The following is a 23,389-nucleotide window of genomic DNA, read 5'->3' on the forward strand; positions in this document are numbered from 1 at the left end:
GCTCAGAGGCTCCGGGCCACTCGGCTCAACATCAGACGGATGGCATCATCCCGAAGATCCGCTGCCAGCGCGTCTTCCTCGGCCTCGCTGGCCTGCAGGTTGTCCGGATCCACCGGGTAAGCGCCCCGGGTGGTCACCGTCTGCAGGGGACCAGCGGTGGCTTCCGGTGGCGCTTCGCCGCCGGGGCGAACCCGGAATCGAAGCCGGTAGGTGACCTCGCGCTCGGTGGCAAACCCGCGGTCATCGGTGGCGACGGTTCGGCGGCTTCGGCTGGCGTCAGCGACTTCCACCACCAGCCGCGCCTGGGCGGCATCCGACACAACGCGAGCCCCCAGATTCGCGAGCTCGCTGCTGACCCGTTCCCCCAAACGACTGCCCGTGTCTCCGGTCACCTGCACCGGCACGTCGGCCAGGCCGCCACCAACGGTGCCTCGAAGCTGCCAACCACAGCCCGCCAACAGCACCACCAGCAGGCAGGCAACCAGTCGTTGCAGCGCCACCGGGCCGACCCGTGTCACTTGGCCACCACATTCACCAGGCGGCCGGGCACGACGATGACCCGCTGCACGGCCCCGTCACCCAGGAACCGCTGGACGTTTTCGTCCTCCAGCGCCGCTTCGCGGATGACCGCTTCCGCCGCGTCCGCCGCCACCCGAATACGGCTGCGCAGCTTGCCGTTGACCTGCACCACCAGATCCAGGGTTTCCCGGGCCAGCGCCGACTCATCAACCACCGGCCAGGGCTGGTCAACCGCCGCGCCGGCCTGCCCCAATGCCTGCCAGAGGGAGTGACTCAGGTGCGGCGTGATGGGCTGAAGGAGCAGCACGATTGCCTCCAGCGCCTCCTGACGCAGGCCGCGGGCGGCGTCGCCCTCGGTGTCATAGCGCCCCAGGGCGTTACACAGCTCCATGACCGCGGCAATGGCGGTGTTGAAGGTATACCGTCGACCCAGGTCATCGGTGACCTTGGCAATGGTTTCGTGCAGCTTGCGTCGCAGCTCGGCACCTGCCTCGTCCAGGGAGTCGCTGCGACCGGCCGGCACCGGCCCTGCCTGGACGTGATCCAGCACCAGGCCATACAGACGCCGCAGAAACCGCGACGCACCCTCGACGCCGCTGTCCTGCCATTCCAGCGCCTGATCCGGCGGCGCGGCAAACATGGTAAACAGCCGCACGGTGTCGGCGCCGAAGCGCTCAACCAGGGTCTCGGGATCCTCACCATTGTTCTTGGACTTGGACATGGTCGTCCAGCCGGTGCACACCAGTTCGACGCCATCGGCGCGGCGGGTCGCCCGAAGAATACGACCCTTGGCATCCCGCTGGATATCCACCTCGGACGGCGCCACCCAGACCCGGCCCTCGGTGTCACTGTCGAAGTAAAACGCCTCCGCGAGCACCATCCCCTGACAGAGCAGGTTGGTCGCCGGCTCGTCGCTGCTGACCAGCCCCTGATCCCGCATCAATTTGTGCCAGAAGCGGAAATACAGCAGGTGCATGACGGCATGCTCAATGCCGCCGATGTACTGATCCACCGGCAGCCAGTGATTGGCCCGCGGGTCGAGGATGTCGTCGGCGTCCGGAGAGCAGTAGCGGGCGTAGTACCAGGACGACTCGACAAACGTGTCGAAGGTGTCGGTCTCACGCTCCGCCTCGCCCCCACAGGTCGGGCAGGTCACCCGGCGCCAGTCCGGATCCGTTTTCAGCGGGGACTTGACGCCAGTGAAGCTGACTGACTCCGGCAGGGTGACGGGCAGGTCCGCTTCCGGCACCGGCACGGCCCCACAATCGGGACAATGAATCACCGGGATCGGACAGCCCCAGTATCGCTGCCGGGATACCCCCCAGTCCCGCAACCGGTAATTGGTGCGGCGTTCGCCGATTCCCCGGGCCTCGAGATGGTCGGCGATGGCATTGAAGGCCGTGGTGAAATCCAGGCCGCTGAATTCGCCGGCATCCACCGTGACCAGATTGTCCTTGGCCGCCCAGGGCTCTGCCTGCACATCAATGGCGGTGCCGTCCGCCGGCCCCACGGCCTGACGAATGGGCAGTCCATACCGGGTGGCGAATTCGTGGTCACGGGCGTCGTGAGCCGGCACCGCCATGATGGCGCCGGTGCCGTATCCCATCAGCACGAAGTTGGCGACCCACACGGGAATGCGTTCTCCGGACAGGGGGTTAATGGCCTCCACCCCCAGGGGCATGCCCTTCTTCTCGAGCTTTTCCAGCGCCTCTTCGGTCACCGCGCCACGACGGATCTCGTCCAGAAAAGCGGCCACGTCCGGGTCCCGCTCGCCGGCCGCCACGGCCAGCGGATGGTCCGCGGCCACGGCCATGTAGGTCGCACCGTAGAGCGTATCCGGGCGGGTGGTGTAAACCCGCAGTGGCTCGCCGCCCTCGGCCAGGGCAAAGTCCAGCTCGACGCCCTCGGAGCGACCAATCCAGTTGCGCTGCATGGTCTTGACCGCCTCGGGCCAGCCGGGCAGATCGTCCAGACCGTCCAGGAGTTCATCGGCATAGGCGGTAATGCGAACGAACCACTGGGGAATCTCCCGGCGCTCCACCAGCGCCCCGGATCGCCAGCCGCGGCCGTCCACCACCTGCTCGTTGGCCAGCACGGTCTGGTCCACCGGATCCCAGTTCACCACCGCCTTGGCCCGGTAAACCAGGCCCTCCCGGAGCAGGCGGGTAAACATGAGCTGCTCCCAGCGATAGTAGTCAGGCGAGCAGGTGGTGACTTCACGATCCCAGTCATAGCCATACCCCATGCGCTGAAGCTGTCGGCGCATGTGAGCGATGTTTTCGTAGGTCCACTTGGCCGGCGGCACGCCTCGCTTGATGGCCGCATTCTCGGCGGGCAGGCCGAACGCATCCCAGCCCATGGGCTGCAGGACATTACGCCCCTGCATGCGCTGAAAGCGACTGATTACGTCCCCGATGGTGTAATTGCGTACGTGCCCCATGTGCAGCCGCCCGCTCGGGTACGGCAGCATGGACAGGCAGTAATAAGTGGGCTGGTGAGGATCTTCGGTGACCCGGAAGGTGCCTTGGGCATCCCACCAGGATTGCGCGGCCTGCTCGATGTCAGTGGGGTTGTAGTGTGCTTCCATGGCGCCAGAGGATACCCCGGCGCCCTGTCCAATTGCACCCGGACCGGTCAGTCCGTGGATGGCCTGACCGTCCGCTCGAAGCGGCTGCCATGGCAGCGGGGGCACGGCGGAATGTGTCCCGCCCGACCGAAGTGCAGGCGCTCGCCACACTCCCGACACTCCAGTACCCCCGGCCCGGTAATCTCGCCGGTGTGATACCGGGAGGCAGCGGTGAGCTCGCGGTTGAATGCCTGCCATTCCAGTCGGGTCTGATCCGCCACCGAGGAAAACCGATCCCAGATCCAGTTTTCCACCAGCTGCAGATCCATGTACAGCCAGTCGCTGTAGGTCCCGCGGGCCTTTTCGACGTAGGCGGCGGCGTCCTCCAGGTCCCTCTGCAGCCACTGAGCCACGCGGTCCGCCTCGTCGCGGGTCAATTCGCCAAGCTCGACGCTGGTTTCTCGGGCCGTGTCCAGGGCCTCCCTGACACTGTTTCCCACCCGTTCGCCGGTGCTCTCGAGGCGGTCACGCAGCCGCTCGACCATGCGCTCGTAGCCATGGACCTCGCGTTGCCGCTTTTCTTCGTTATCGCTCATTGGTTGGCCCTCCGGCGTCGTATCTGTGCCCGGTCAGTGTAACGCTGACGGGCTAGACCTCGCGAAACAGTTGATACCGCCGCCGGGCAAACAGCCCCATGCCCAGCACCACCAACCCGGACACCCCGGCCATGGGCCAGTCCCGCCATCGCAGGTAGGGCGTCAGGCCCGTATGAGGCTGCACCTCACCCTCGAGGATCACCTGCTGGAACAGCGGGCCGCTGAGGGTGACCCGCCCTTGAGGATCAATCAGTGCCGAGACGCCGGTGTTGGTGGCCCGAACCAGCGGGCGGGCGGTTTCCAGCGCCCGCATTCGAGCCATCTCCAGATGCTGCCAGGGTGCGGTGGTGTCGCCAAACCAGGCGTCATTGCTGACGTTCAGCAAAATGGTCGCCTCGGGCAGCGAGTCCGCCACCAGCCGGCCAAAGGTGATTTCGTAGCAAATGCTCACACCAATGGCATGACCCGCAGCGTTCAGCGGTTCGGCGGAGACACCGGCACTGAAGTCGCCAAGGGGCGTGCCGACAAAATTCAGCAACCCCCCGGCCAGATCACGAAAGGGCACATACTCGCCAAAGGGCACCAGGTGGCGCTTGTAGTAGAACTGAGTCGTGTCGCCGGGAACGGCCACCGCATTGAATAATCCGTTGCCCACCGGATCCGCCGCGGGCGTTCCCAGCACCAGATCACTGCCCTCTGCGCGGGCGTCGGCGGCCAGGTCCTCCAGCCAGGGGCGGGCCTGGTGGTACACGGCCGGCACCGCCGTCTCCGGCCAGACGATCAGATCAGCGCCAAAGACATCCCGGGTGAGCGCCTCATACTCTGCCAGGATGGCGCCGCTTTCCGCCGGATCCCATTTTCGGGACTGGGGGATACTGCCCTGGATCATGGCAACGGTGAGCGGGTCGGCGGTGGGCTCGCTCCAGGGGCGATCCAGGCCGATCGCACCGCCCCCCAGCACCACCGCCATGCCCGTCGGCGCCAGCACCCGCAACGAGAGAGGGCGCCGCCCCCACCAGGCCAGCGCGCCGGCCAGCAACGCCACGGCCGCGCTCAGCCCGTACACCCCGAGGACCGGCGCGTAGGCCGCCAGCGGCGTATCCACTTGGGTGTAGCCCAGGCTGAGCCAGGTGGCACCGGTGAACAACCAGCTCCGCACCCACTCCACCAGGACCCAGGCGGCCGGGAATACCACCAGCAACGCCATCGCCCGGTAGTGACGGCCGGCCCACCAGCCCAGCAGCAGCGCGAGCATGGGAATCAGGGCAAACAGCGCCACCAACACGCCGATGGCGATCCCCGCTGCCAGTGGGCCGCCGCCATAGTTGGCGATGCTGTGATGAATCCAGTAAACGCCGAACCCGGCAAACCCCAGGCCAAACAGATAGCCCAGGAGCAGGACCCGCCCGGGACTCACTCGGGGTGGGGCCAGTAACGAAAAAATCAGTGCCAGCCCCACCACCGGCGCCCAGGCCTGGCTGAACGGCGCGAATCCCAGCGGCATGAGCAAACCGGCAAGCAGAGCCAGGGGTGGCCGTAGCAGCGTCATGAGCGCCGCTCTTCCCGCTCGGTCACGGGCGCCGCCTGTGGGGCGACCATCAGCAGATGCAGCCGGCGGCTGTCCGCCCGCAACACCTCAAAGCGCAGGCCCTGTACGGAGACGGTTTCGCCACGCCGGGGCATATGGCCGGCATAGTTGGCGATGAGGCCACCGATGGTGTCGAACTCTTCTTCATCCAGCGCCGTGCCAAAGTGCTCATTGAACAGGTCGATGGGGGTGAGCGCCTTCACCACGGTCCGGCCATCATCGCTGCGACTCAGGATCCAGGTGTCCTCGTCCAGATCGTGCTCGTCGTCGATTTCGCCGACGATCTGCTCGATCACATCCTCGATGGTGACAATGCCCGCCAGTCCGCCATATTCATCCACCACCACCGCCAGGTGGCTGCGGGATTCCTGAAACAGCTTGAGCAGCGCATCCAGGCGTTTACTTTCGGGGATGAAAAGCGCCGGGCGCAGCAACTCCCGCAACCGGAATTCCCGCTGCTGCTCGGGATTGAGGTAGGGCAAAAGATCCTTGGCGATCAGAATGCCAATGACATCATCCCGATTGTCGCCGGTGACCGGAAAGCGGGAATGACCACTCTCGACGATGGTGGGGAGCAGGTCCCAGACGGATTCCGAGCGGGGCAGGACCGACACCTGGGACCGGGGGATCATGATGTCCCGGGTCTGCAGATCCGCCACATGCAGGACGCCCTCGCACATGGACAGCGCATCCGCATCCATGACGTTCCGCTGATGCGCGCCCCGCAGGGCCTGCACCAACTCATCCCGATCCCTGGGCTCCTGGCCCCCTAATGCCTGACCGATCCGCCCCAGCCAGGTTCGCTGGCCGGGGCGACGACTCCCGGACTGATCCAATCCCATTCCGCTCTTTTGTGCCTCAGTTAACGACCTGACGGTCGATGGGTTAGCGCGCTGTGCCCCAGCGCCCTAACCGATCCAAACCGCCGATCCGAGGCTCTCAGTCATAGGGATCCGAAAAACCCAGCCCGGCCAGAACACGCCGCTCCTGTTCCTCCATCAGACCGGCTTCCACGCTAGTCTCATGATCGTGCCCAAGCAAGTGCAATACCCCATGCACGGTCAGATGGGCCCAATGGGCGGTCACGTCCTTATTCTGTTCCCCGGCCTCGCGAATGACCACCGGTGCGCAGATCACCAGGTCTCCCAGCAGGGGCAAATCAACCCCCGGGGGCAGATCAGCGGGGAAGGAAAGCACATTGGTGGGCTTGTCCCGGCCACGATACCGACGGTTGAGTCGGCGCCCCTCGTCCTCGTCCACCACGCGAATGCCCAGTTCGGCATGGCGCCCCTGCAGGGCCGCGGTGGCCCAGCGATGAAAATCCTGTGGGTCGGGCACGGCGGCCCTGCTAAGACACTCAAAGTCGATGTCAGCCATGGGGGTGCGGTGTCAGCGGCTTGCTGCTCCGTCCTCGCGCTGGTCATAAGCGCGAACGATCCGCTGGACCAGGTCATGACGGACCACGTCATGGGCATTGAAGAAGGTGAAACTGACGCCGTCGATGTCGTGCAGCACGTCCACCGCATCCCTCAGCCCAGAGGTCTTGCCGGCGGGCAGGTCGATCTGGGTGACATCCCCGGTCACCACCGCGGTTGAGCCAAATCCCAGGCGGGTCAGGAACATTTTCATTTGCTCGACAGTGGTGTTCTGCGCTTCATCCAGAATGATGAAGGCACCATTCAGCGTCCGGCCTCGCATGTAGGCCAGCGGAGCCACCTCGATGACGTTACGCTCGATGAGCTTGTTCACCCGCTCGAAGCCGAGCATTTCGAACAGCGCGTCATAAAGGGGCCGCAGATAGGGATCCACCTTCTGGGCCAGGTCGCCGGGCAGAAACCCCAGCCGCTCTCCGGCTTCCACCGCAGGGCGAACCAGCACCAGGCGCTGGACCCGCTCCTGCTGCAGCGCCTCCACCGCGCTGGCCACCGCCAGATAGGTCTTGCCAGTCCCTGCCGGGCCCACGCCGAAATTCAGGTCGCAGCCTCGAATCGCTGTCAGATAATTACGCTGGCTAGGACCCCGCCCGCGGATCATGCCCTTGCGCGTGTGAATCACCACTTCCCCGGAAGTATCAGAGGAGCGGGCGCCCTCGGTGTCAACTTCGGCTTCGGTGCTGCGCAACTGCAAGTGCACATTTTCGGCGCCGATGGTTTCCCGGGCAGTGCTTTCGTAGAGAGCGCGAATGACCTCGCCCGCCATACTGGCCGAGTCGTCCTCGCCGATGACCCGGAAGCGGTGCCCGCGATTTTCGATCTCGACACCCAGCTGACGCTCGACCTGCCGGAGGTTTTCATCAAACTGGCCACACAGGTTGGCCAGACGGTCGTTATCCGGGGGCGAGAGGGTGAAGTCGATGGCTTCGGGACGCGCGCTCAACCCGCCACACCAATGTCATCGACCTGAAGGTCCGGCTCCCGCGCGAGGTCGATACCGACCATTTCGCCACGCAGGGAATGCGCCAGCGCCTCGGTGATGCGAACGTTCACGAAGCGGCCGATCAACCGCCGATTGCCCGGGAAATTCACCACCCGGTTGTTTTCGGTGCGCCCCTTGATCTCGGCGGCGTCCTTTTTGGATACGCCATCCACCAGCACCGACTCCACGCGCCCCACCATGGCTTCACTGATGGCGGCCGCGTTGGCATCCAGGGTCTTCTGCAACCGCTGCAGGCGCGCTTTCTTGTCCTCCAGGGATGCCGCGTCCGGCAGCTGCGCAGCAGGGGTACCCGGTCGCTTCGAGTAAATAAAACTGAAGGACTGGTCGAAACCCACCTGCTCCACCAGATCCATGGTGGCTTCGAAGTCCTTGCGCATTTCGCCGGGGAAACCAATGATGAAATCCGACGACAGGGTGAGATCCGGGCGCGCCTCCCGCAGCCGGTTCACCAGGTCGAGGAAATACTCACGGGTGTGGTTGCGCTTCATGAGCGTGAGGATGTTGTCCGAGCCGCTCTGCACCGGCAGGTGCAGGTGCCCCACCAGTTCGGGGACCTCGGCGTAGGCGTCCACCAGGGACTGATTGAAATCCAGCGGATGAGAGGTGGTGAAGCGTATCCGCTCGATGCCATCGATGGCCGCAATGTAGTGGATAAGCAGCCCCAGATCCGCCCGCTCTCCCTCATCGGTGGGGCCGTCGTAACCATTGACGTTCTGGCCCAGCAGCGTGACTTCCCGCACCCCCTGCTCTGCCAGCTCCGCGCACTCGGCCAGCACATCCTCAAACGGCCGACTGATTTCTTCGCCCCGGGTGTAGGGCACCACGCAGAAGCTGCAGTACTTGCTGCAGCCTTCCATGATGGAGACGAAGGCCGTGGGGCCCTCTGCTCGTGGCTCGGGCAGGCGGTCGAATTTCTCGATCTCCGGGAAGCTGATGTCCACCACCGCGCGACCGCTGTCGCGGGCCTGTTTCACCATGTCCGGCAAGCGGTGCAGTGTCTGCGGCCCGAACACCATGTCCACAAAGGGAGCGCGCTCGACGATGGCGGCGCCTTCCTGACTGGCCACGCAACCGCCCACACCGATCAGCGTCCCCGGCCGGGCGGCCTTGAGTTCGCGCCAGCGGCCCAGCTCGGAGAACACCTTCTCCTGGGCCTTTTCGCGGATGGAGCAGGTGTTGAGCAGGATAACGTCGGCTTCTTCCGGCGTTTTGACCCGCTGATAGTCACCCTCGGCGGCAAGCACATCCACCATCTTGATGGAGTCGTACTCATTCATCTGGCAGCCGTGGGTTCGAACGTAAACCTTCTGTGTCATGGCTTGCAGAATACTAGGGCCGTACCCGCCGAACAATCGGCACCCGCCACTCGCTCAGCGGCCGTAGCGGTCCTCGAGACGGGTGATGTCATCCTCACCCAGATAGCTGCCGGACTGAACCTCTACCAGCTCCAGCGGGATATGCCCCGGATTCTCCAGGCGATGAATCTCGCCCAGCGGAATGTAAGTGGACTGATCCTCACCCAGCAGGAATACGTCTTCGCCCCGGGTAACCCGGGCGGTGCCCCGAACCACCACCCAATGTTCGGCCCGATGATGATGCATCTGAAGAGAGAGCTGACAGCCGGGTTTGACCACAATGCGCTTGACCTGGAACCGCTCGGCGCGGATCAGCCCCTCGTAACTCCCCCAGGGACGATGCACCTGCCGGTGCTCCACCGCCTCGTTACGCCGGTCATCCTGGAGCCGCTGCACGATGGCCTTGACGTCCTGAACCCGGTCACGGGGCGCCACCAGCACCGAATCCGCGGTCTCCACCACCACGCAGTCCTCCAGCCCGATGGCCGCCACCAGGCGGCTCTCGGCACGCAGGTAGCTGCCATGGCTGTCCTCCGCGACCACGTCGCCCAGTAACACGTTGCCGTCGGCATCCGGCGTGCCGGCCCCCATGAGGGTTTCCCAGGAGCCCAGGTCGGTCCAGCCGGCATCCAGCGGCACCACGGCGGCATTGCGGGTGGCTTCCATGACCGCAAAATCGATGGAGTCACTGGGGCATTGCCGAAAGCCCTCATCGGCCAGGCGGACAAAATCCAGATCCTGCCCGGCGCCGTCCAGGGCGGCCCGGGCACCCTCCAGGATCGCCGGCGCGTGGACCTCGAGTTCTTCCAGAAACTGCGCCGCCCGCATGACAAACATGCCAGCGTTCCAATAGAAACCGCCGTGTTCCAGGAATGCCTCGGCGCGCTCCGCCTCCGGTTTCTCGACGAACCGTGCCACTCGGTAAACCGGGCCCCCCTCACCAAGGGCTGTCCCCGCTTCGATGTAGCCGTAGCCGGTTTCCGGCCGGTCGGGCACCACCCCGAAAGTCACCAGCCAGCCCGCCTGCGCTGCCTGGACCGCTGTTTCCAGTGCCGCCCGGAGCCGCGCGGGCGCATCGACCAGGTGGTCCGCCGGGAACACCGCCAGTACCGCCTCCGGCTCGTCCCGGACCGCCTGCAGCGCCGCCACAGCCACAGCGGGGGCGGTGTTGCGTCCCACCGGTTCCAGCAGGATCCGCGCCGGACCCAACGGGTTGTCTCGGAGCTGTTCGGCCACCAGAAAACGATGATCCTGATTGCAGACCACCAGGGGGGCGGCGAGCCGGATGTCGCCGGCGAGCCGGTCCAGGGTCTGCTGCACCAGGGTTCGCCCGGTGGCCGCAACGTCCAGAAACTGCTTGGGGTAAGCCTCCCGGGACAGGGGCCAGAGCCGCGACCCCACGCCGCCGGAGAGGATCACGGGAATGACCGGTGGGTGTTCCGTCGACCGGCTCATGCTCCGTCGCCCTGCTGGACCGGCGCCACCGACGGACGGCCGATGGCGTAATAATGAAAGCCGAGCCCGGCCAGGTATTCCGGATCGAAGAGATTTCGGCCATCAAAGATCACCGGTTCCGACAGCCGGTCGGCGATACCCCGGAAGTCGGGGCTGCGAAAGAGGTTCCACTCGGTCATGATCACCAGCGCATCGGCGTTCTCCAGAGCCGCCTCCGGACTGTCGCACAGCACCAGGTCGTCGCGGTCGCCATAGATCCCGCGGGTTTCTTCCATCGCCTTGGGATCGAAGGCCTGGACCACCGCTCCGGCTTCCCAGAGCGATTCCATCAGCCGCCGGCTGGCGGCCTCCCGCATGTCGTCGGTATTGGGCTTGAAAGCCAGCCCCCAGATCGCAAACCGCCGGCCACTGATCCGGCCCTGGAAGTGCTCGCGAATGCGCTGAAACACATAATGTTTCTGGCGGTCGTTGACCTCTTCCACCGCCTGCAGCAGTTGCGGGACGTAATCCACGTCATGGGCGGTCCGGGCCAGGGCCTGCACGTCCTTGGGGAAGCAGGAGCCGCCATAGCCGGCGCCCGGGTAAATGAAGTGATAACCGATCCGGGGGTCCGATCCGATACCGATTCGGACTCGCTCGATGTCCGCGCCGACGCGATCGGCGATATTGGCCAGTTCGTTCATGAAACTGATCTTGGTGGCCAGCATGGCGTTGGCGGCATATTTGGTGAGCTCCGCCGAGCGCACATCCATGCTGATCAGTCGATCGCGATTGCGGTTGAAGGGCGCATAAAGGGCATGCAGCTGCTCCAGGGCGTGTTCATCGTCGCTGCCGACAATGACCCGCTCGGGCTTCATGAAATCTTCCACCGCGGCGCCTTCCTTCAGGAACTCCGGATTGGACACCACGGCATAGTCGAAGGCTACGCCCCGCTCGGCGAGAACCCGGTCAACGGTCTCACGCACCCGGTCCGCCGTGCCCACCGGCACCGTGGATTTGTCGATAATGACCCGGTAGCCATCCATGTGCTCGGCGATGGTGGCGGCCACGGTGACCACATGACGCAGATCCGCCGAACCGTCCTCGTCCGGCGGCGTGCCCACTGCAATGAACTGAAACTCCCCGTGCCGGACCCCCAGAGCGGCATCGTCGGTGAACCGCAGCCGCCCCGCCTCGCGATTGCGCTTGACCATGGTCTCGAGGCCCGGTTCGTAAATGGGGATTTCGCCCCGGTTGAGGCGCTGGATCTTGCCGTCATCGACATCGACGCAGACCACGTCGTTGCCCACTTCCGCAAAACACGCGCCGGTAACCAGCCCGACGTAACCGGTGCCGAAAATGGTGACCCGCATTGTCCCTCCCTGGTGCCGTCAGTCGGCGGTAATGGCCGCTTCCAGTGCGACTTTCATCATGTCCTGAAAGCTGTTCTGGCGCTCATCGGCGCTGGTGGATGCCCCGGTGATGACGTGATCGCTGACCGTGAGGATGCTCACGGCCCGCTTGCCGGCCTCCGCGGCAGCCCCGTAAAGCCCCGCAGCCTCCATCTCCACCGCCAGAATGCCGTGGGCTTTCATTTTCTCAAAGAAATCCGGCCGGGGGTTGTAGAAAAGCTCCGACGAGAAAACATTGCCGACCCGATGGGGCAGATTGGCGCTCCGCGCGGCACCCACGGTGGCTTCCAGCAGACCATAGTCAGCGATGGCGGCGAAGTCACAACCGCCGAAACGGGTGCGGTTGACGCTGGAGTCCGTGGACGCCCCCATGGCGATAATCACGTCCCGCACTTCCACATCCGGCAGCACCCCGCCGCAGGTGCCAACCCGAATGATCTTCTCAACCCGGTATTCGTTGAATAGCTCAAAGGCGTAAATGGACATGGACGGAATACCCATGCCCGAGCCCATCACGGACACCGGTTGCCCCCGATAATGCCCGGTATAGCCCAGCATGTTCCGGGTGGCGGTGACCTCGCGGGCGTCCTCCAGATACTGCTCCGCGATGACTCTGGCCCGCAGCGGGTCGCCCGGCATGAGGACGGTCTCGGCAAAATCACCGGGTTCGGCGCTAATGTGCGGCGTGGCCATGGATACTCTCCTTGTCCCGAGAAAACAGTGAATCAGCCGCGAACTTTACTGCCCGGGCCCCGCCATGACCAGCCGCGGAACACGTGCAACCGCCGACCGGGCCATGCAGAATGCGGTTTCATTAACCGCGGAGCGGCCATGAACGCCAACAATGCCCTTGCCCTGTTCGATCTGGACGGGACGCTGACCCGGCGGGACACCCTCAGCGACCTGCTGGTGCGGCAGTTCGGCCTCATGCGCTGCATCGCGGCCGGGATTCGGCTGTCCCCTGCCCTGCTGGGGGTGCTGGTGGGCGCCGTTCACCGGGACGTGGCCAAGGTTCAGGTCCTGACCCACTTTTTCGGGGGCATGCCCGAGACGGAGTTCGAGGCCATGGGCCGCCATTACGCCCTCAACCACCTGGAAAAACTGCTCCGTCCCCAGGCCAGGGAACGACTGGACTGGCATCGTGCCGAAGGCCATCGAGTCATTGTCATTTCCGCCTCGGCGGTGGACTGGATCCGGCCATGGACCGATGCGCAGGGTATTGAAGTGCTGGCGACGGAGATGGAGCGGCGCGACGGAATGATCACCGGGCAACTGGAAGGACCGAACTGTCGGTGCGAAGAAAAGATCAGACGGTTGAGAATACGGCTCGATCCGGATGACTATCATCCGGTCTATGCCTACGGCGATACGGAAGGAGACACTGCCATGCTGGCCATTGCCGACTATCCGGTCTATCGAGGGCTGCGCTGACATGGATGCCAGGAGTATTCCCGCACTCATTCGGGCCGGGGGAGAAACGACAGAGCGCCCCGCGCTGGTGGCTTACACGCCGGATGGGCCGCGCGAGGTCAGTCATGAGCAGCTGCAGGCCGGTATAGAGCGGCGCGCGAAGGCATTGTTGGCCGAGGGACTGGAGCCCGGTGGCCGGGTGATGATTTTCGCCGCCAACAGTCCCGAGTGGGTGGAAACCGCCCTGGCCACCCTGACCGCCGGCGGCACCGTGGTGCCGGTGGACGCCCAGATGGGCGAGAGGGATCTGGCCCACGTGATCAGCGATGCCGGTCCCTGGCGTATCTTCACCAGCGACGACCTGCGGCGCCGCTTGCCGAATGCCGTGGCCACCGAAAGAATTCATATCCTGAAACCGGACGAAACCTCCGAGGCATCCCCCGCCAGCGAGGATGCGCCGGATCCGGAGTCGAGGGCCCCGACGCCCGATACCATCGCCGCCATCTTCTACACCTCCGGCACCACCGGCCCCCCCAAGGGCGTACCGCTCACCCACGCCAACATCACCACCAACGTCAGCGCTCTGCTGGACGAGGGCATTGCCCACAACGGGGATCGGGTGCTGGTCCCTCTGCCCCTGCATCACGTTTACCCGTTCAGCATTGGTCTGATCACGACCCTTAGCATTGGCGCCACCATGGTGCTGCCCCAATCCCTGGTCGGGCCACGCATCGCCGAAGCATTGCGGGACAGCGAGGCCACGATTCTTCTGGGGGTGCCACGGCTTTACTCAGCACTCTGGAGCCGCCTGGAAGCCCGCCTCACCGCCGGCCGCCGGTGGCGGCAGAAAATCCTCAACGGCGTGATGGGCGCCTGCACGTTTCTACAGCGGCGTCTTGGGGTGAATGCCGGGCGAGTCATTTTCCGACCGGTCATGAAACGCCTGGCGCCGTCACTGCGCCTGGCCGTCAGCGGCGGTGCGGCGCTGGATGCCCAACTGGGCGAGCGGCTGCAGGCGCTTGGCTGGACGGTGGCCACCGGTTACGGACTGACCGAGACCTCGCCGATACTGACCATCAACGCCCCCCGGGACGCCCGCCTCGATACCGCCGGCCGACCGCTGCCCGGGGTTGAGGTCAGCATTTCCAATGGCGAAGTGGTGGCCCGGGGGCCCAATGTCTTCGACGGTTACCTGAACGAAGCCGAGCCCCGCCACGAAGTCATTGACGAACAGGGCTGGTATCACACGGGCGACTCCGGGGAATTCGACGAAGACGGCTATTTGCGTCTTTCCGGGCGGATTTCCTCCACCATTGTGCTGCCCGGTGGCGAAAACATTGACCCGGAGCGCATCGAAGGCGCTCTCAGTGAACAGCCGGCCGTGCGCGAAGCAGGCGTCCTGGAGGTGGATGGCCGGCTGGCGGCGGTGCTGGTGCCTGAGCCCGGTGATGCCGAGGAAACTGAGGAAGCCCGGGACGAGCGCCTGGATGAGGCCGTCGGGGAGGCGATGAGCCACCTCCCCGGGCACCATGCCATCGGCGATGTCCAGGTCAGCCCGGACCCGTTGCCGCGAACCCGACTTGGCAAACTGCGGCGCCACCGCCTGGAGGAGCTTTATGAGCAGCTGCAGTCCGGTGAAAAAGTCGCCGAGCAGGCGCCCATGGACCCGGAAGACATGGCGCCGGAGGACCAGTCATTGCTGGCGGATCCGGTGGCCGCGGCCACCTGGGATTTCCTCGCGGAGCGATTTGCCAACGAAAGACTGACTCCGGACAGCCGACTGCACCGGGACCTGGGACTGGACTCCCTCAGCTGGGTGGACCTGGGGATGGCGCTCCGGGAGCGCGCCGGCATCGAGCTGGGAGATGACGCCATCGGTCGTGTTGAGACCGTCCGCGATCTGTTGCAGGAAGCCATTCAGGCGGATCAACCGGACGGTGAAGCCGACGCCGGCGGATCCCTGATCGATGCCCTGCAGGCGCCTGAGTCTCTGCTGGACGATGAGGACCGCCGGCTGCTGGCGCCGCGGGGCCCGGTCCGCCATGCGACCGCCCGCCTGGCACTGGGGATCTGCAACCTGCTCAACCGCTTCGTGGTCCGCGTGGAAGTGGAAGGCGAATGGCCAGCTACGGGCTCCTACCTGATCACCGCCCGCCACATCAGCGCCTACGACCCCATTGCCCTGATCGGGTCCATGAGCCGTGATCGCATCGACCCGCTGTTCTGGGCCGGCTGGACTGGAATGATGTTTTCCTCACCGCCGCGGCGCTGGTTCAGCCACACGGCCAGAGTGCTGCCCATTGACGCCGGCGCCGCGCCCCGGCGCAGCCTTGCGCTGGCCGCAGCCTGCCTGGATCGAGGCCATCCGTTGATCTGGTTTCCGGAAGGTCAGCGGGGCAGCGGGGAGGGGCTGGAACCTCTGCGGCCCGGGATCGGGCTGCTGCTGGAGGCCCATCCGGTGCCGGTGGTGCCGGTCTGGATCGAAGGCACCGATGAGGTGTTGCCCATCGGGCGGTTCATCCCCCGCCGTGGCCGGGTGCGGGTGCGCATCGGCGAACCGCTGTCATCGGAGTCATATGGAACGGATCGCCGCCGCATCCTCGATCAGGTCGAGACCGAAATGCGGCGGCTGGGCGAAGAGGAGAAGGACGAGTCCTGAGCGGACCTCAGAACGGGATGTCGTCGTCGAAATCATCCGCTGGCGCGGTCTCGCCGGATGACTCTGACGCCGCCGGCGGTTGCTCGCGTCGAGCGCTGCCGCCACGATCACCGCCACCCATGCCGCCAGGGCCGTCCAGCATCTGCATGTCATTCACCACCACCTCGGTGGTGAAGCGATCCTGGCCATCTTGGCCTTGCCATTTGCGGGTCTGGAGGCGTCCCTCGACGTACACCTTGGAGCCTTTTTTCAGATACTCGCCGGCAATTTCCGCCAGCCGGCTGAAAAACACCAGCCGATGCCATTCGGTGCGCTCCTGCTGCTCACCGGTCTGGCGATCTTTCCACTGATCGGTGGTCGCCAGCCGCGCGTTGGTCACCGCACTGCCGGACGCGGCATAGCGCACTTCGGGATCCGCGCCGAGATTGCCCACCAGAATGACTTTGTTTACGCCCCTTGCCATGGAAGCCTCCGTTGTCAGGTTGCCTGGCAGCCAATCACTGCCTTCGATGTGGTGATCACTGTACCCCTTCTGTCCCGACAGCAGAAACGTCACCCGACCAGAGGTCAGTCAAGGGCGATGAAACCCCGGCTTTCCAGCTTGAGCAGCACCTGCTGGGCGGCCTCTTCCGGCGTACAGTCCGTGGTGTCAATGGTGAGTCCCGGGGCCTCCGGCACCTCGTAGGGGTCATCAATGCCGGTAAACCCGCTGATCTGCCCCGCCCGGGCCTTGGCGTAAAGCCCTTTGCGATCCCGGCGCTCGCACTCCTCCAGGGGCGTCGCCACGTGGATCTCGATAAAGCCGCCATTGGCGCTCTCCACCATATCCCGAACCTGGCGACGGGTACGGCGATAGGGCGCGATGGGCGCACAAATGGCCACACCGCCATTGCGAGTGATCTCGGCGGCGACAAAACCAATGCGCTGGATGTTCAGATCCCGGTGCTCCCGGGAGAAGCCCAGCTCGCTGGACAGGTGCTTACGCACCAGATCGCCGTCCAGCAGGGTCACCGGCCGCCCACCCCGCTCCAGCAGTTTGACCATGACAGCATTGGCGATGGTGGATTTGCCGGATCCCGACAAACCGGTGAAGAACAGCGTAACCCCCTGCCGGGCTCGAGGCGGGAAGGTATTGCGCAACTCGGCGACCACTTCGGGATACCCGAACCAGTCGGGAATCTCCAGGCCTTCACGCATGCGCCGCCGGAACTCCGTCCCGGAGATGTTCATCACGGTTTCCCGGGTCTCATCCACTTCGTCGATGGGGGCGTATTCGGCGCGCTCCTCCACATAGACCATCATCCGGAACGGCACCATGCGGATGCCGATTTCATCGCCGTAACGCTCCACCAGCTCCTGCGCCTCGTAGGGGCCGTAAATGTCTTCACCATCACTGCCCTTGCCGGGGCCCGCATGATCTCGGCCGACGATGAAGTGCGTGCAGCCGTAATTGCGGCGGATGATGGCATGCCACAGGGCCTCCCGGGGGCCGCCCATCCGCATGGCGAGGGGCAGCAGCGACAGGGCCGTGGTCTGTTCCGGGTATTTCTTGAGCACATGCTCGTAACAGCGCACCCGGGAGTAGTGATCCACATCGCCCGGCTTGGTCATGCCGACCACCGGATGGATCAACAGATTGGCCTCGGCCTGCCGAGCGGCCAGAAAAGTCAGCTCCACGTGGGCCCGATGCATGGGATTGCGGGTCTGAAACGCCACCACCCGCCGCCAGCCACTGCGCTGGAATCGCTCACGCAGTTCCGCCGGGGTCATTCGCAGATGGGGAAAGTCATAGTGAGCGGGGAGATCCAGCACCTCAATCGGCCCGCCCAGGTAGACCGGATGACTCTGCTCCTTGAGATAGGCCACACCGGGATGCGCCGGGTCGTCAGTGCCAAAAACCGCCCGCGCCTCGGCGTCGAAATCCGGGCGCCAATGATCGGTCACGTGCAGGATCGCCAGCACCACGCCCTCCGGGTCGCGAAGGGCGACGTGGTCACCCACGGCAATCCCCTCGGCAAAGCGCTCGGAAACATCCAGCGTCACCGGCATGGGCCAGAGAGTGCCATCTTCAAGGCGCATGTCAGCCAGCACTCGCTGGTAGTCAGCCTGGCCAAGAAACCCGTCCAGGGGAGAGAACCCCCCCACCGCCAGCAGCTCGAGATCACAAAGCTGGCGCGCCGTCAGGTCCCAACTGGGATATTCCACGGCGGCCTGGCGGGCGGCCTGAGCCGCCTCCGCGGCCAGTCGCAGATCTTTCAACGCCCCGCCGTGGGGTGGAATCAGCTGAGTCATGAAGCCTCCATGGACACCGATTGGTCATCCGTTGATACCGGCGCCCTTAATCCAAGCGCCACCAATAGCCAGAGCGCCGCTGCCGCGGCGCAGAAAAGGAAAACACCCTGAACCCCGAACCCCCCATACACCAGGCCGCCCAAGGTCCCCCCCAGAAATGCTCCGAGAAACTGGGCCGTGGAATAAACTCCCAGCGCCGTGCCCCGAAAGCCTTCCGGTGAGAAGCGGGTCAACAGCGACGGCAGGCTCGCCTCCAGCGTGTTGAAGCCGACAAAGAACAGCCAGAGCGCGCCCAGGACGATGATCAGTGAATCGGTGAAGCCGGCCATCAACAGCTGCGCACCAATCAACAGCGCCGCCACCCCCGCCAGCAGCCGGTGCAGGATCCGGCGACGCTCGCCGACCGCCAGAATCACCGCCATGCCGGCCACCGAGAGCACCAGCACCGGCACATAAACCATCCAGTGATCCGTCCGAAGCACTCCCAGACGCGATTCAAGCACCACGGGCAGAACCACGAAGCTGGCGGTGAGCACCAGGTGCAACAACAGCACCCCCAGATCCAGCCGCAGCAGATCCGGGTGACGAAGCACCACCGGCAACCCTCCGGCCCGGGCGTTCACCTCCGGCCGGAAGGTCGCTTCGCCGCCGGCGGGAACCAGGAGGAAAAGCAGCGCCATGGCCACCAGCGCGAACACGGCGGTGGCCCAGAACACGCCAGCCAGACCCGTGCCCGCCGCAATGGCCGGTCCCAGCACCAGCGCCACCATGAAGGCCGCACCCACGCTAATGCCGATCAATGCCATGGCCTTGGTGCGCTGGGTGTCCCGGGTGAGGTCCGCCGCCAGCGCCATCACCGCCGCGGCGATCGCGCCGCCGCCTTGCAGGATGCGACCGAGAATCACGCCGTAAATGGTGTCCGCCTGAGCCGCTACCACACTGCCGAGGGCAAAGATCAACAGACCGGCCACGATCACGGGCCGCCGACCCAGGCGATCGGAGAGCATGCCGAAGGGAATCTGCAACAGCGCCTGGGTCAAACCATAGGCGCCAATGGCGAGGCCGATCAGAGCCGGAGTGGCCCCGGTCAATTCATCCCCGTAGAGGGCGAACACCGGCAGGATCAGGAACAGACCCAGCATGCGCAGGCCGAAGATCACCGCCAGCCCCGCCGTGGCGCGCCGCTCGGTGGTGTTCATTGGCCCGGCACCGGATCCTTTGCTGGCGTGCACGGCAGTTCCTGTGGGTCAGTGGTTGCGCAAGGGCGGTATACTAGCAAATCGTATGAACGCCATAGTCATTGCGGGCGCGCGCACCCACAACCTGCGCGATCTTCACCTCTCCCTGCCCCGCGGCCGCCTGATCGTCATCACCGGTCCCTCCGGCTCGGGGAAGTCGTCGCTCGCCTTCGACACCCTCTACGCCGAGGGGCAGCGCCGCTATGTCGAATCCCTGTCCGCCTACGCCCGTCAGTTCCTGTCCATGATGGACAAGCCGGACGTGGACCGCATTGAAGGATTGTCACCGGCGATTGCCATTGAGCAGCGCGCCACTTCGCACAACCCGCGGTCCACCGTCGGCACCGTCACGGAAATACATGACTACCTGCGGCTGCTGTTTGCCCGCGCGGGAACCCCCCATTGCCCGGATCACGGCCACACACTGAACGCCCAGAGCATCAGCGAAATGGTGGACCATATCCTTGCCCTTCCGGAGGGTGAGCGGGTCATGCTGCTGGCGCCCCTGGTCCGGGGCCGTCGCGGCGAGCATCGCGACGTGATCGCCGATCTTCGCCGGCAGGGCTTCGTGCGGGTCCGGGTGGACGGACAGGTGATGGAGCTTGATGAGGTCCCGGCGCTGGACTCCCAGCGAGCTCACGATATTGACGCCGTGGTGGACCGCTTTCGAATCCGGCCGGATCTGGCCACGCGCCTGGCGGACTCCCTGGAAACCTGCCTCTCCCTCGGCAACGACATCGCCCGACTGAGCTTCATGGATGAGCCTGACCGCGAGGACCGGGTCTTCTCGGCCCGCTATGCCTGTCCCGAATGCGGTTTCTCGCTGAGCGAACTGGAGCCCCGTGGCTTTTCCTTCAATAACCCGCGGGGAGCCTGCCCCACTTGCGATGGCCTGGGCGTGGAGCAGTTCATCGATCCCGCCCGGGTGGTGGTTCAGCCCAGTCTCTCGCTGGCCGCGGGCGCGGTGCGCGGCTGGGATCGGCGCAATGCCTATTATGGTCAGATCATCCAGGATCTGGCCCGTCATTATCAGTTCGACGTGGAGACACCCTGGCAGGACCTCCCTGAGTCCATTCGTGAGGTCGTCCTCTACGGCAGCGGTGACGAGGCGATTGCATTCCGCTATGCCGGAGCCCGGCAGGGCACTGCAGAGGCGCGACATCACCCCTTCGAGGGAGTGATCAACAACATGAGCCGGCGTTATCGGGAGACGGATTCGGCGGCGGTACGTGATGAGCTGGCCCGCTTCCTGACCCGCCGCACCTGCCCCGACTGCCAGGGGAGCCGCCTGAACGCCGCCGCCCGGCATGTGGAAGTGGCCGGATGGAACCTGCCGGCCATCAACCGCCTGTCAATTGGCGAGGCGGCGGAAGTCCTGACCGCCCTGCCGCTGGAGGGCGCCCGTGCCACCATCGCCGAGGGCATCGTCCACGAAATCGGTCAGCGGCTGACATTTCTGGTGAATGTGGGCCTCGATTACCTGTCTCTTGAGCGCAGCGCCGATACCCTGTCCGGGGGCGAAGCCCAGCGCATCCGGCTGGCCAGCCAGATTGGTGCCGGGCTGGTGGGCGTCATGTATGTGCTCGACGAGCCGTCCATCGGGCTCCATCAGCGGGATAATGAGCGATTGCTGTCGACGCTGCGGCATTTGCGCGATCTGGACAATACCGTGATCGTGGTCGAACACGACGAGGAGGCCATGCGGGCCGCCGACCACCTGGTGGACATGGGGCCCGGCGCCGGCGTCGAGGGCGGTGCCGTCATCGCCAGTGGCACGGCCGAGGCGGTGATGGCCAACCCGGCGTCGGTGACCGGCGACTATCTGGCGGGCCGACGATCCATCCCGGTCCCCGAAAACCGCCAGCCGGCCATTGAGGGACGCGGCATTCGGATTCGTGGCGCGCGGGGGCACAACCTGCAGACGGTGGATGTGAATTTCCCGGCGGGTCTGATGATCGGTGTCACCGGCGTTTCGGGTTCAGGCAAATCAACGCTGGTAAATGCCACACTCTATCCCGCAGCGGCTTCGGCGCTGAACGGCGCCGATCTGACCCCGGAGGACTGCGAGGCCGTGGAAGGCCTCGAGCATTTCGACAAAGTGGTGGAAATCGACCAAAGCCCTATTGGCCGGACGCCGCGATCCAACCCGGCCACCTATACCGGCGTTTTTACGCCCATTCGGGAGTTGTTTGCCGGCACACCGGAAGCCCGATCACGGGGCTATGGTCCCGGGCGGTTCAGCTTCAATGTTCGCGGGGGACGCTGTGAGGCCTGCCAGGGCGAAGGCGTCCTGCGGGTCGAGATGCACTTTCTCCCGGATGTCTACGTGCCCTGCGACGTCTGTGAAGGCGCCCGCTACAACCGCGAGACGCTACAGATCCGCTACCGTGGCTACACCATCGCCGATGTGCTCGGCATGAGTGTCAGCCAGGCCCGTGAGGTGTTCGCCAGTATCCCGCCGCTTGCCCGCAAGCTGCAGACCCTGGAGGACGTGGGGCTGGGTTATGTGCGGCTGGGGCAGAACGCCGTGACCCTGTCCGGTGGTGAGGCCCAGCGGGTGAAGCTGGCCCGGGAGCTGTCCCGGCGCAGCACCGGACGAACACTCTACATTCTGGACGAGCCCACCACTGGCCTGCATTTCCAGGACATCGCCCGACTGTTGGAGGTGCTCCACCGCCTGCGTGACGAGGGCAATACCCTGGTGGTCATCGAGCACAACCTGGACGTGATCAAGACCTGCGACTGGCTGATCGACATGGGACCGGAGGGTGGAGCCGGTGGCGGCGAAGTCGTGGCCACCGGCACGCCGGAAGCCGTTGCAGCGGACCCGGGCTCTCACACGGGTCGCTACCTCAAGCCGCTGCTGGAGAAAAATCCGCCCTGATCAGGGCAGCAAGTGGGCGACCGCGTCCCGCTCTTCGACAAGCTCCTGCTCCGTAGCACTCATGCGCTCGCGGGAGAAGTCATCGATGTCCAGGCCCTGGACGATCTCGTACCGGCCTTCAGCGCAACGCACCGGGAAGGAGTAGATAATCCCCTCGGTGATGCCATAGCTGCCGTCTGACGGAATAGCCATGCTCACCCAGTCGTCAGCCGGCGTTCCCAGCGTCCAGTCCCGCATGTGGTCAATGGCGGCACTGGCGGCAGACGCTGCACTGGACTGCCCACGGGCCTTGATGATGGCCGCGCCCCGCTGCTGAACCGTCGGGATAAAGCTTTCTTCGAGCCACCCCTGGTCCACCAGACTGGAAGCCGCCTGACCGCCGACACTGGCGTGGCTGATATCCGGATACTGAGTGGCCGAGTGATTGCCCCATACTGTGAGCTGGCGGATATCGGTGACGTGGCTGCTGGTACGGTTGGCTAGCTGCGCCAGCGCCCGATTGTGATCCAGGCGGGTCATCGCGGTGAAGCAGCGGGGATCGAGATCCGGCGCATTACGCTGGGCAATGAGTGCGTTGGTATTGGCCGGGTTGCCAACCGCCAGCACCCGAACATCGCGACTGGCCACGTTGTTCATGGCTTTGCCCTGAACCGAGAAAATCGCCGCATTGGCCTCGAGAAGGTCCTTGCGCTCCATGCCTGGTCCGCGCGGCTTGGCGCCGACCAGCAGGATGTAGTCGGCATCCCGAAATGCCTCTTCCGCCTGGTCGGTGGCGGCCATGCCCGCCACCAGCGGGAAAGCACAGTCGTCCAGCTCCATCATCACGCCCTGGACGGCGTCCATGGCCGGGGGAACTTCGAGCAGCTGCAGAATGACGGGCTGATCCGGTCCGAGCATGTCCCCCGAAGCAATCCGGAACAACAGGCTATAACCGATCTGACCGGCCGCTCCCGTGACGGCCACGCGTACTGGTGCTTTCATGCAGTCCCCCCTTTACTGG

18 protein-coding genes are annotated in these 23,389 nt (G+C 65.1%); 3 read left to right on the plus strand and 15 right to left on the minus strand.

Annotated elements, in window-relative coordinates:
- Positions 1-2 precede the first annotated feature (2 nt).
- The 11 genes from lptE to deoD all read right to left on the minus strand — a co-directional run bounded on the left by lptE (position 3) and on the right by deoD (position 12,599).
- Positions 3-518, minus strand: coding sequence for an LPS assembly lipoprotein LptE (lptE, locus tag GJ672_RS08130; protein WP_154296714.1), 516 nt, complete (start codon positions 516-518; stop codon positions 3-5).
- Positions 515-3,106 (minus strand): leucine--tRNA ligase, encoded by a 2,592-nt coding sequence (leuS, locus tag GJ672_RS08135; RefSeq protein WP_154296715.1) that lies wholly within the window; start codon positions 3,104-3,106, stop codon positions 515-517. Before leuS ends, lptE begins: the two co-directional genes overlap by 4 nt.
- A gap of 47 nt (positions 3,107-3,153) precedes the next feature.
- The gene (locus tag GJ672_RS08140) at positions 3,154-3,681 is read right to left on the minus strand and encodes a zinc ribbon-containing protein (protein ID WP_154296716.1); all 528 of its coding nucleotides are present in this window, start codon (positions 3,679-3,681) and stop codon (positions 3,154-3,156) included.
- Positions 3,682-3,733: 52 nt separating this feature from the next.
- A complete protein-coding gene (gene lnt, locus GJ672_RS08145; protein WP_229381871.1) occupies positions 3,734-5,230 on the minus strand; it encodes an apolipoprotein N-acyltransferase in 1,497 nt (498 codons plus the stop codon).
- Positions 5,227-6,111 (minus strand): HlyC/CorC family transporter, encoded by an 885-nt coding sequence (locus GJ672_RS08150; RefSeq protein WP_154296717.1) that lies wholly within the window; start codon positions 6,109-6,111, stop codon positions 5,227-5,229. Before GJ672_RS08150 ends, lnt begins: the two co-directional genes overlap by 4 nt.
- Before the next feature lie 97 nt (positions 6,112-6,208).
- Positions 6,209-6,646, minus strand: coding sequence for an rRNA maturation RNase YbeY (gene ybeY / locus GJ672_RS08155; protein ID WP_154296718.1), 438 nt, complete (start codon positions 6,644-6,646; stop codon positions 6,209-6,211).
- 12 nt (positions 6,647-6,658) lie between these two features.
- On the minus strand, positions 6,659-7,645 hold the full coding sequence (locus tag GJ672_RS08160; protein ID WP_154296719.1) for a PhoH family protein: 987 nt from the start codon (positions 7,643-7,645) through the stop codon (positions 6,659-6,661).
- Positions 7,642-9,021, minus strand: a complete 1,380-nt coding sequence (gene miaB / locus GJ672_RS08165) for a tRNA (N6-isopentenyl adenosine(37)-C2)-methylthiotransferase MiaB (protein WP_154296720.1) — start codon at positions 9,019-9,021, stop codon at positions 7,642-7,644. The genes GJ672_RS08160 and miaB overlap by 4 nt, the downstream gene beginning before the upstream one ends.
- A gap of 54 nt (positions 9,022-9,075) precedes the next feature.
- Positions 9,076-10,515 carry a mannose-1-phosphate guanylyltransferase/mannose-6-phosphate isomerase gene (locus GJ672_RS08170; RefSeq protein WP_154296721.1) on the minus strand — a complete coding sequence of 480 codons (1,440 nt, stop codon included), beginning with the start codon at positions 10,513-10,515 and terminating at the stop codon, positions 9,076-9,078.
- Entirely contained in the window at positions 10,512-11,867 is a 1,356-nt protein-coding gene (locus tag GJ672_RS08175) for a UDP-glucose/GDP-mannose dehydrogenase family protein (protein ID WP_154296722.1), read from the minus strand. The genes GJ672_RS08170 and GJ672_RS08175 overlap by 4 nt, the downstream gene beginning before the upstream one ends.
- A gap of 18 nt (positions 11,868-11,885) precedes the next feature.
- The gene (gene deoD / locus GJ672_RS08180) at positions 11,886-12,599 is read right to left on the minus strand and encodes a purine-nucleoside phosphorylase (protein ID WP_154296723.1); all 714 of its coding nucleotides are present in this window, start codon (positions 12,597-12,599) and stop codon (positions 11,886-11,888) included.
- A 138-nt stretch (positions 12,600-12,737) separates the two neighbouring features.
- Between deoD and GJ672_RS08185 the strand changes: the two genes are divergently transcribed.
- Positions 12,738-13,337 carry an HAD-IB family hydrolase gene (locus tag GJ672_RS08185; RefSeq protein ID WP_154296724.1) on the plus strand — a complete coding sequence of 200 codons (600 nt, stop codon included), beginning with the start codon at positions 12,738-12,740 and terminating at the stop codon, positions 13,335-13,337.
- A gap of 1 nt (position 13,338) precedes the next feature.
- Positions 13,339-15,975 carry an AMP-binding protein gene (locus GJ672_RS08190; RefSeq protein WP_154296725.1) on the plus strand — a complete coding sequence of 879 codons (2,637 nt, stop codon included), beginning with the start codon at positions 13,339-13,341 and terminating at the stop codon, positions 15,973-15,975.
- A gap of 7 nt (positions 15,976-15,982) precedes the next feature.
- Here the strand turns inward: GJ672_RS08190 and ssb are convergent, their stop codons facing one another.
- The 3 genes from ssb to GJ672_RS08205 all read right to left on the minus strand — a co-directional run bounded on the left by ssb (position 15,983) and on the right by GJ672_RS08205 (position 19,466).
- Positions 15,983-16,438: a single-stranded DNA-binding protein gene (gene ssb / locus GJ672_RS08195; protein ID WP_154296726.1), complete on the minus strand. Its 456-nt coding sequence runs from the start codon at positions 16,436-16,438 to the stop codon at positions 15,983-15,985.
- Between the two features lie 104 nt (positions 16,439-16,542).
- A complete protein-coding gene (locus GJ672_RS08200; protein ID WP_154296727.1) occupies positions 16,543-18,267 on the minus strand; it encodes a bifunctional sulfate adenylyltransferase/adenylylsulfate kinase in 1,725 nt (574 codons plus the stop codon).
- On the minus strand, positions 18,264-19,466 hold the full coding sequence (locus GJ672_RS08205; RefSeq protein WP_154296728.1) for an MFS transporter: 1,203 nt from the start codon (positions 19,464-19,466) through the stop codon (positions 18,264-18,266). The genes GJ672_RS08200 and GJ672_RS08205 overlap by 4 nt, the downstream gene beginning before the upstream one ends.
- Before the next feature lie 85 nt (positions 19,467-19,551).
- Here GJ672_RS08205 and uvrA point away from each other — a divergent pair, with 85 nt between their 5' ends.
- The gene (gene uvrA, locus GJ672_RS08210; protein ID WP_154296729.1) at positions 19,552-22,389 is read left to right on the plus strand and encodes an excinuclease ABC subunit UvrA; all 2,838 of its coding nucleotides are present in this window, start codon (positions 19,552-19,554) and stop codon (positions 22,387-22,389) included.
- Here the strand turns inward: uvrA and GJ672_RS08215 are convergent, their stop codons facing one another.
- Positions 22,390-23,370, minus strand: a complete 981-nt coding sequence (locus tag GJ672_RS08215) for a malate dehydrogenase (RefSeq protein WP_154296730.1) — start codon at positions 23,368-23,370, stop codon at positions 22,390-22,392. It lies immediately after the preceding gene.
- Positions 23,371-23,389: the final 19 nt, after the last annotated feature.

It is taken from the genome of Spiribacter sp. 2438 (assembly GCF_009676705.1).
In the GTDB taxonomy this organism is placed as follows: domain Bacteria; phylum Pseudomonadota; class Gammaproteobacteria; order Nitrococcales; family Nitrococcaceae; genus Spiribacter.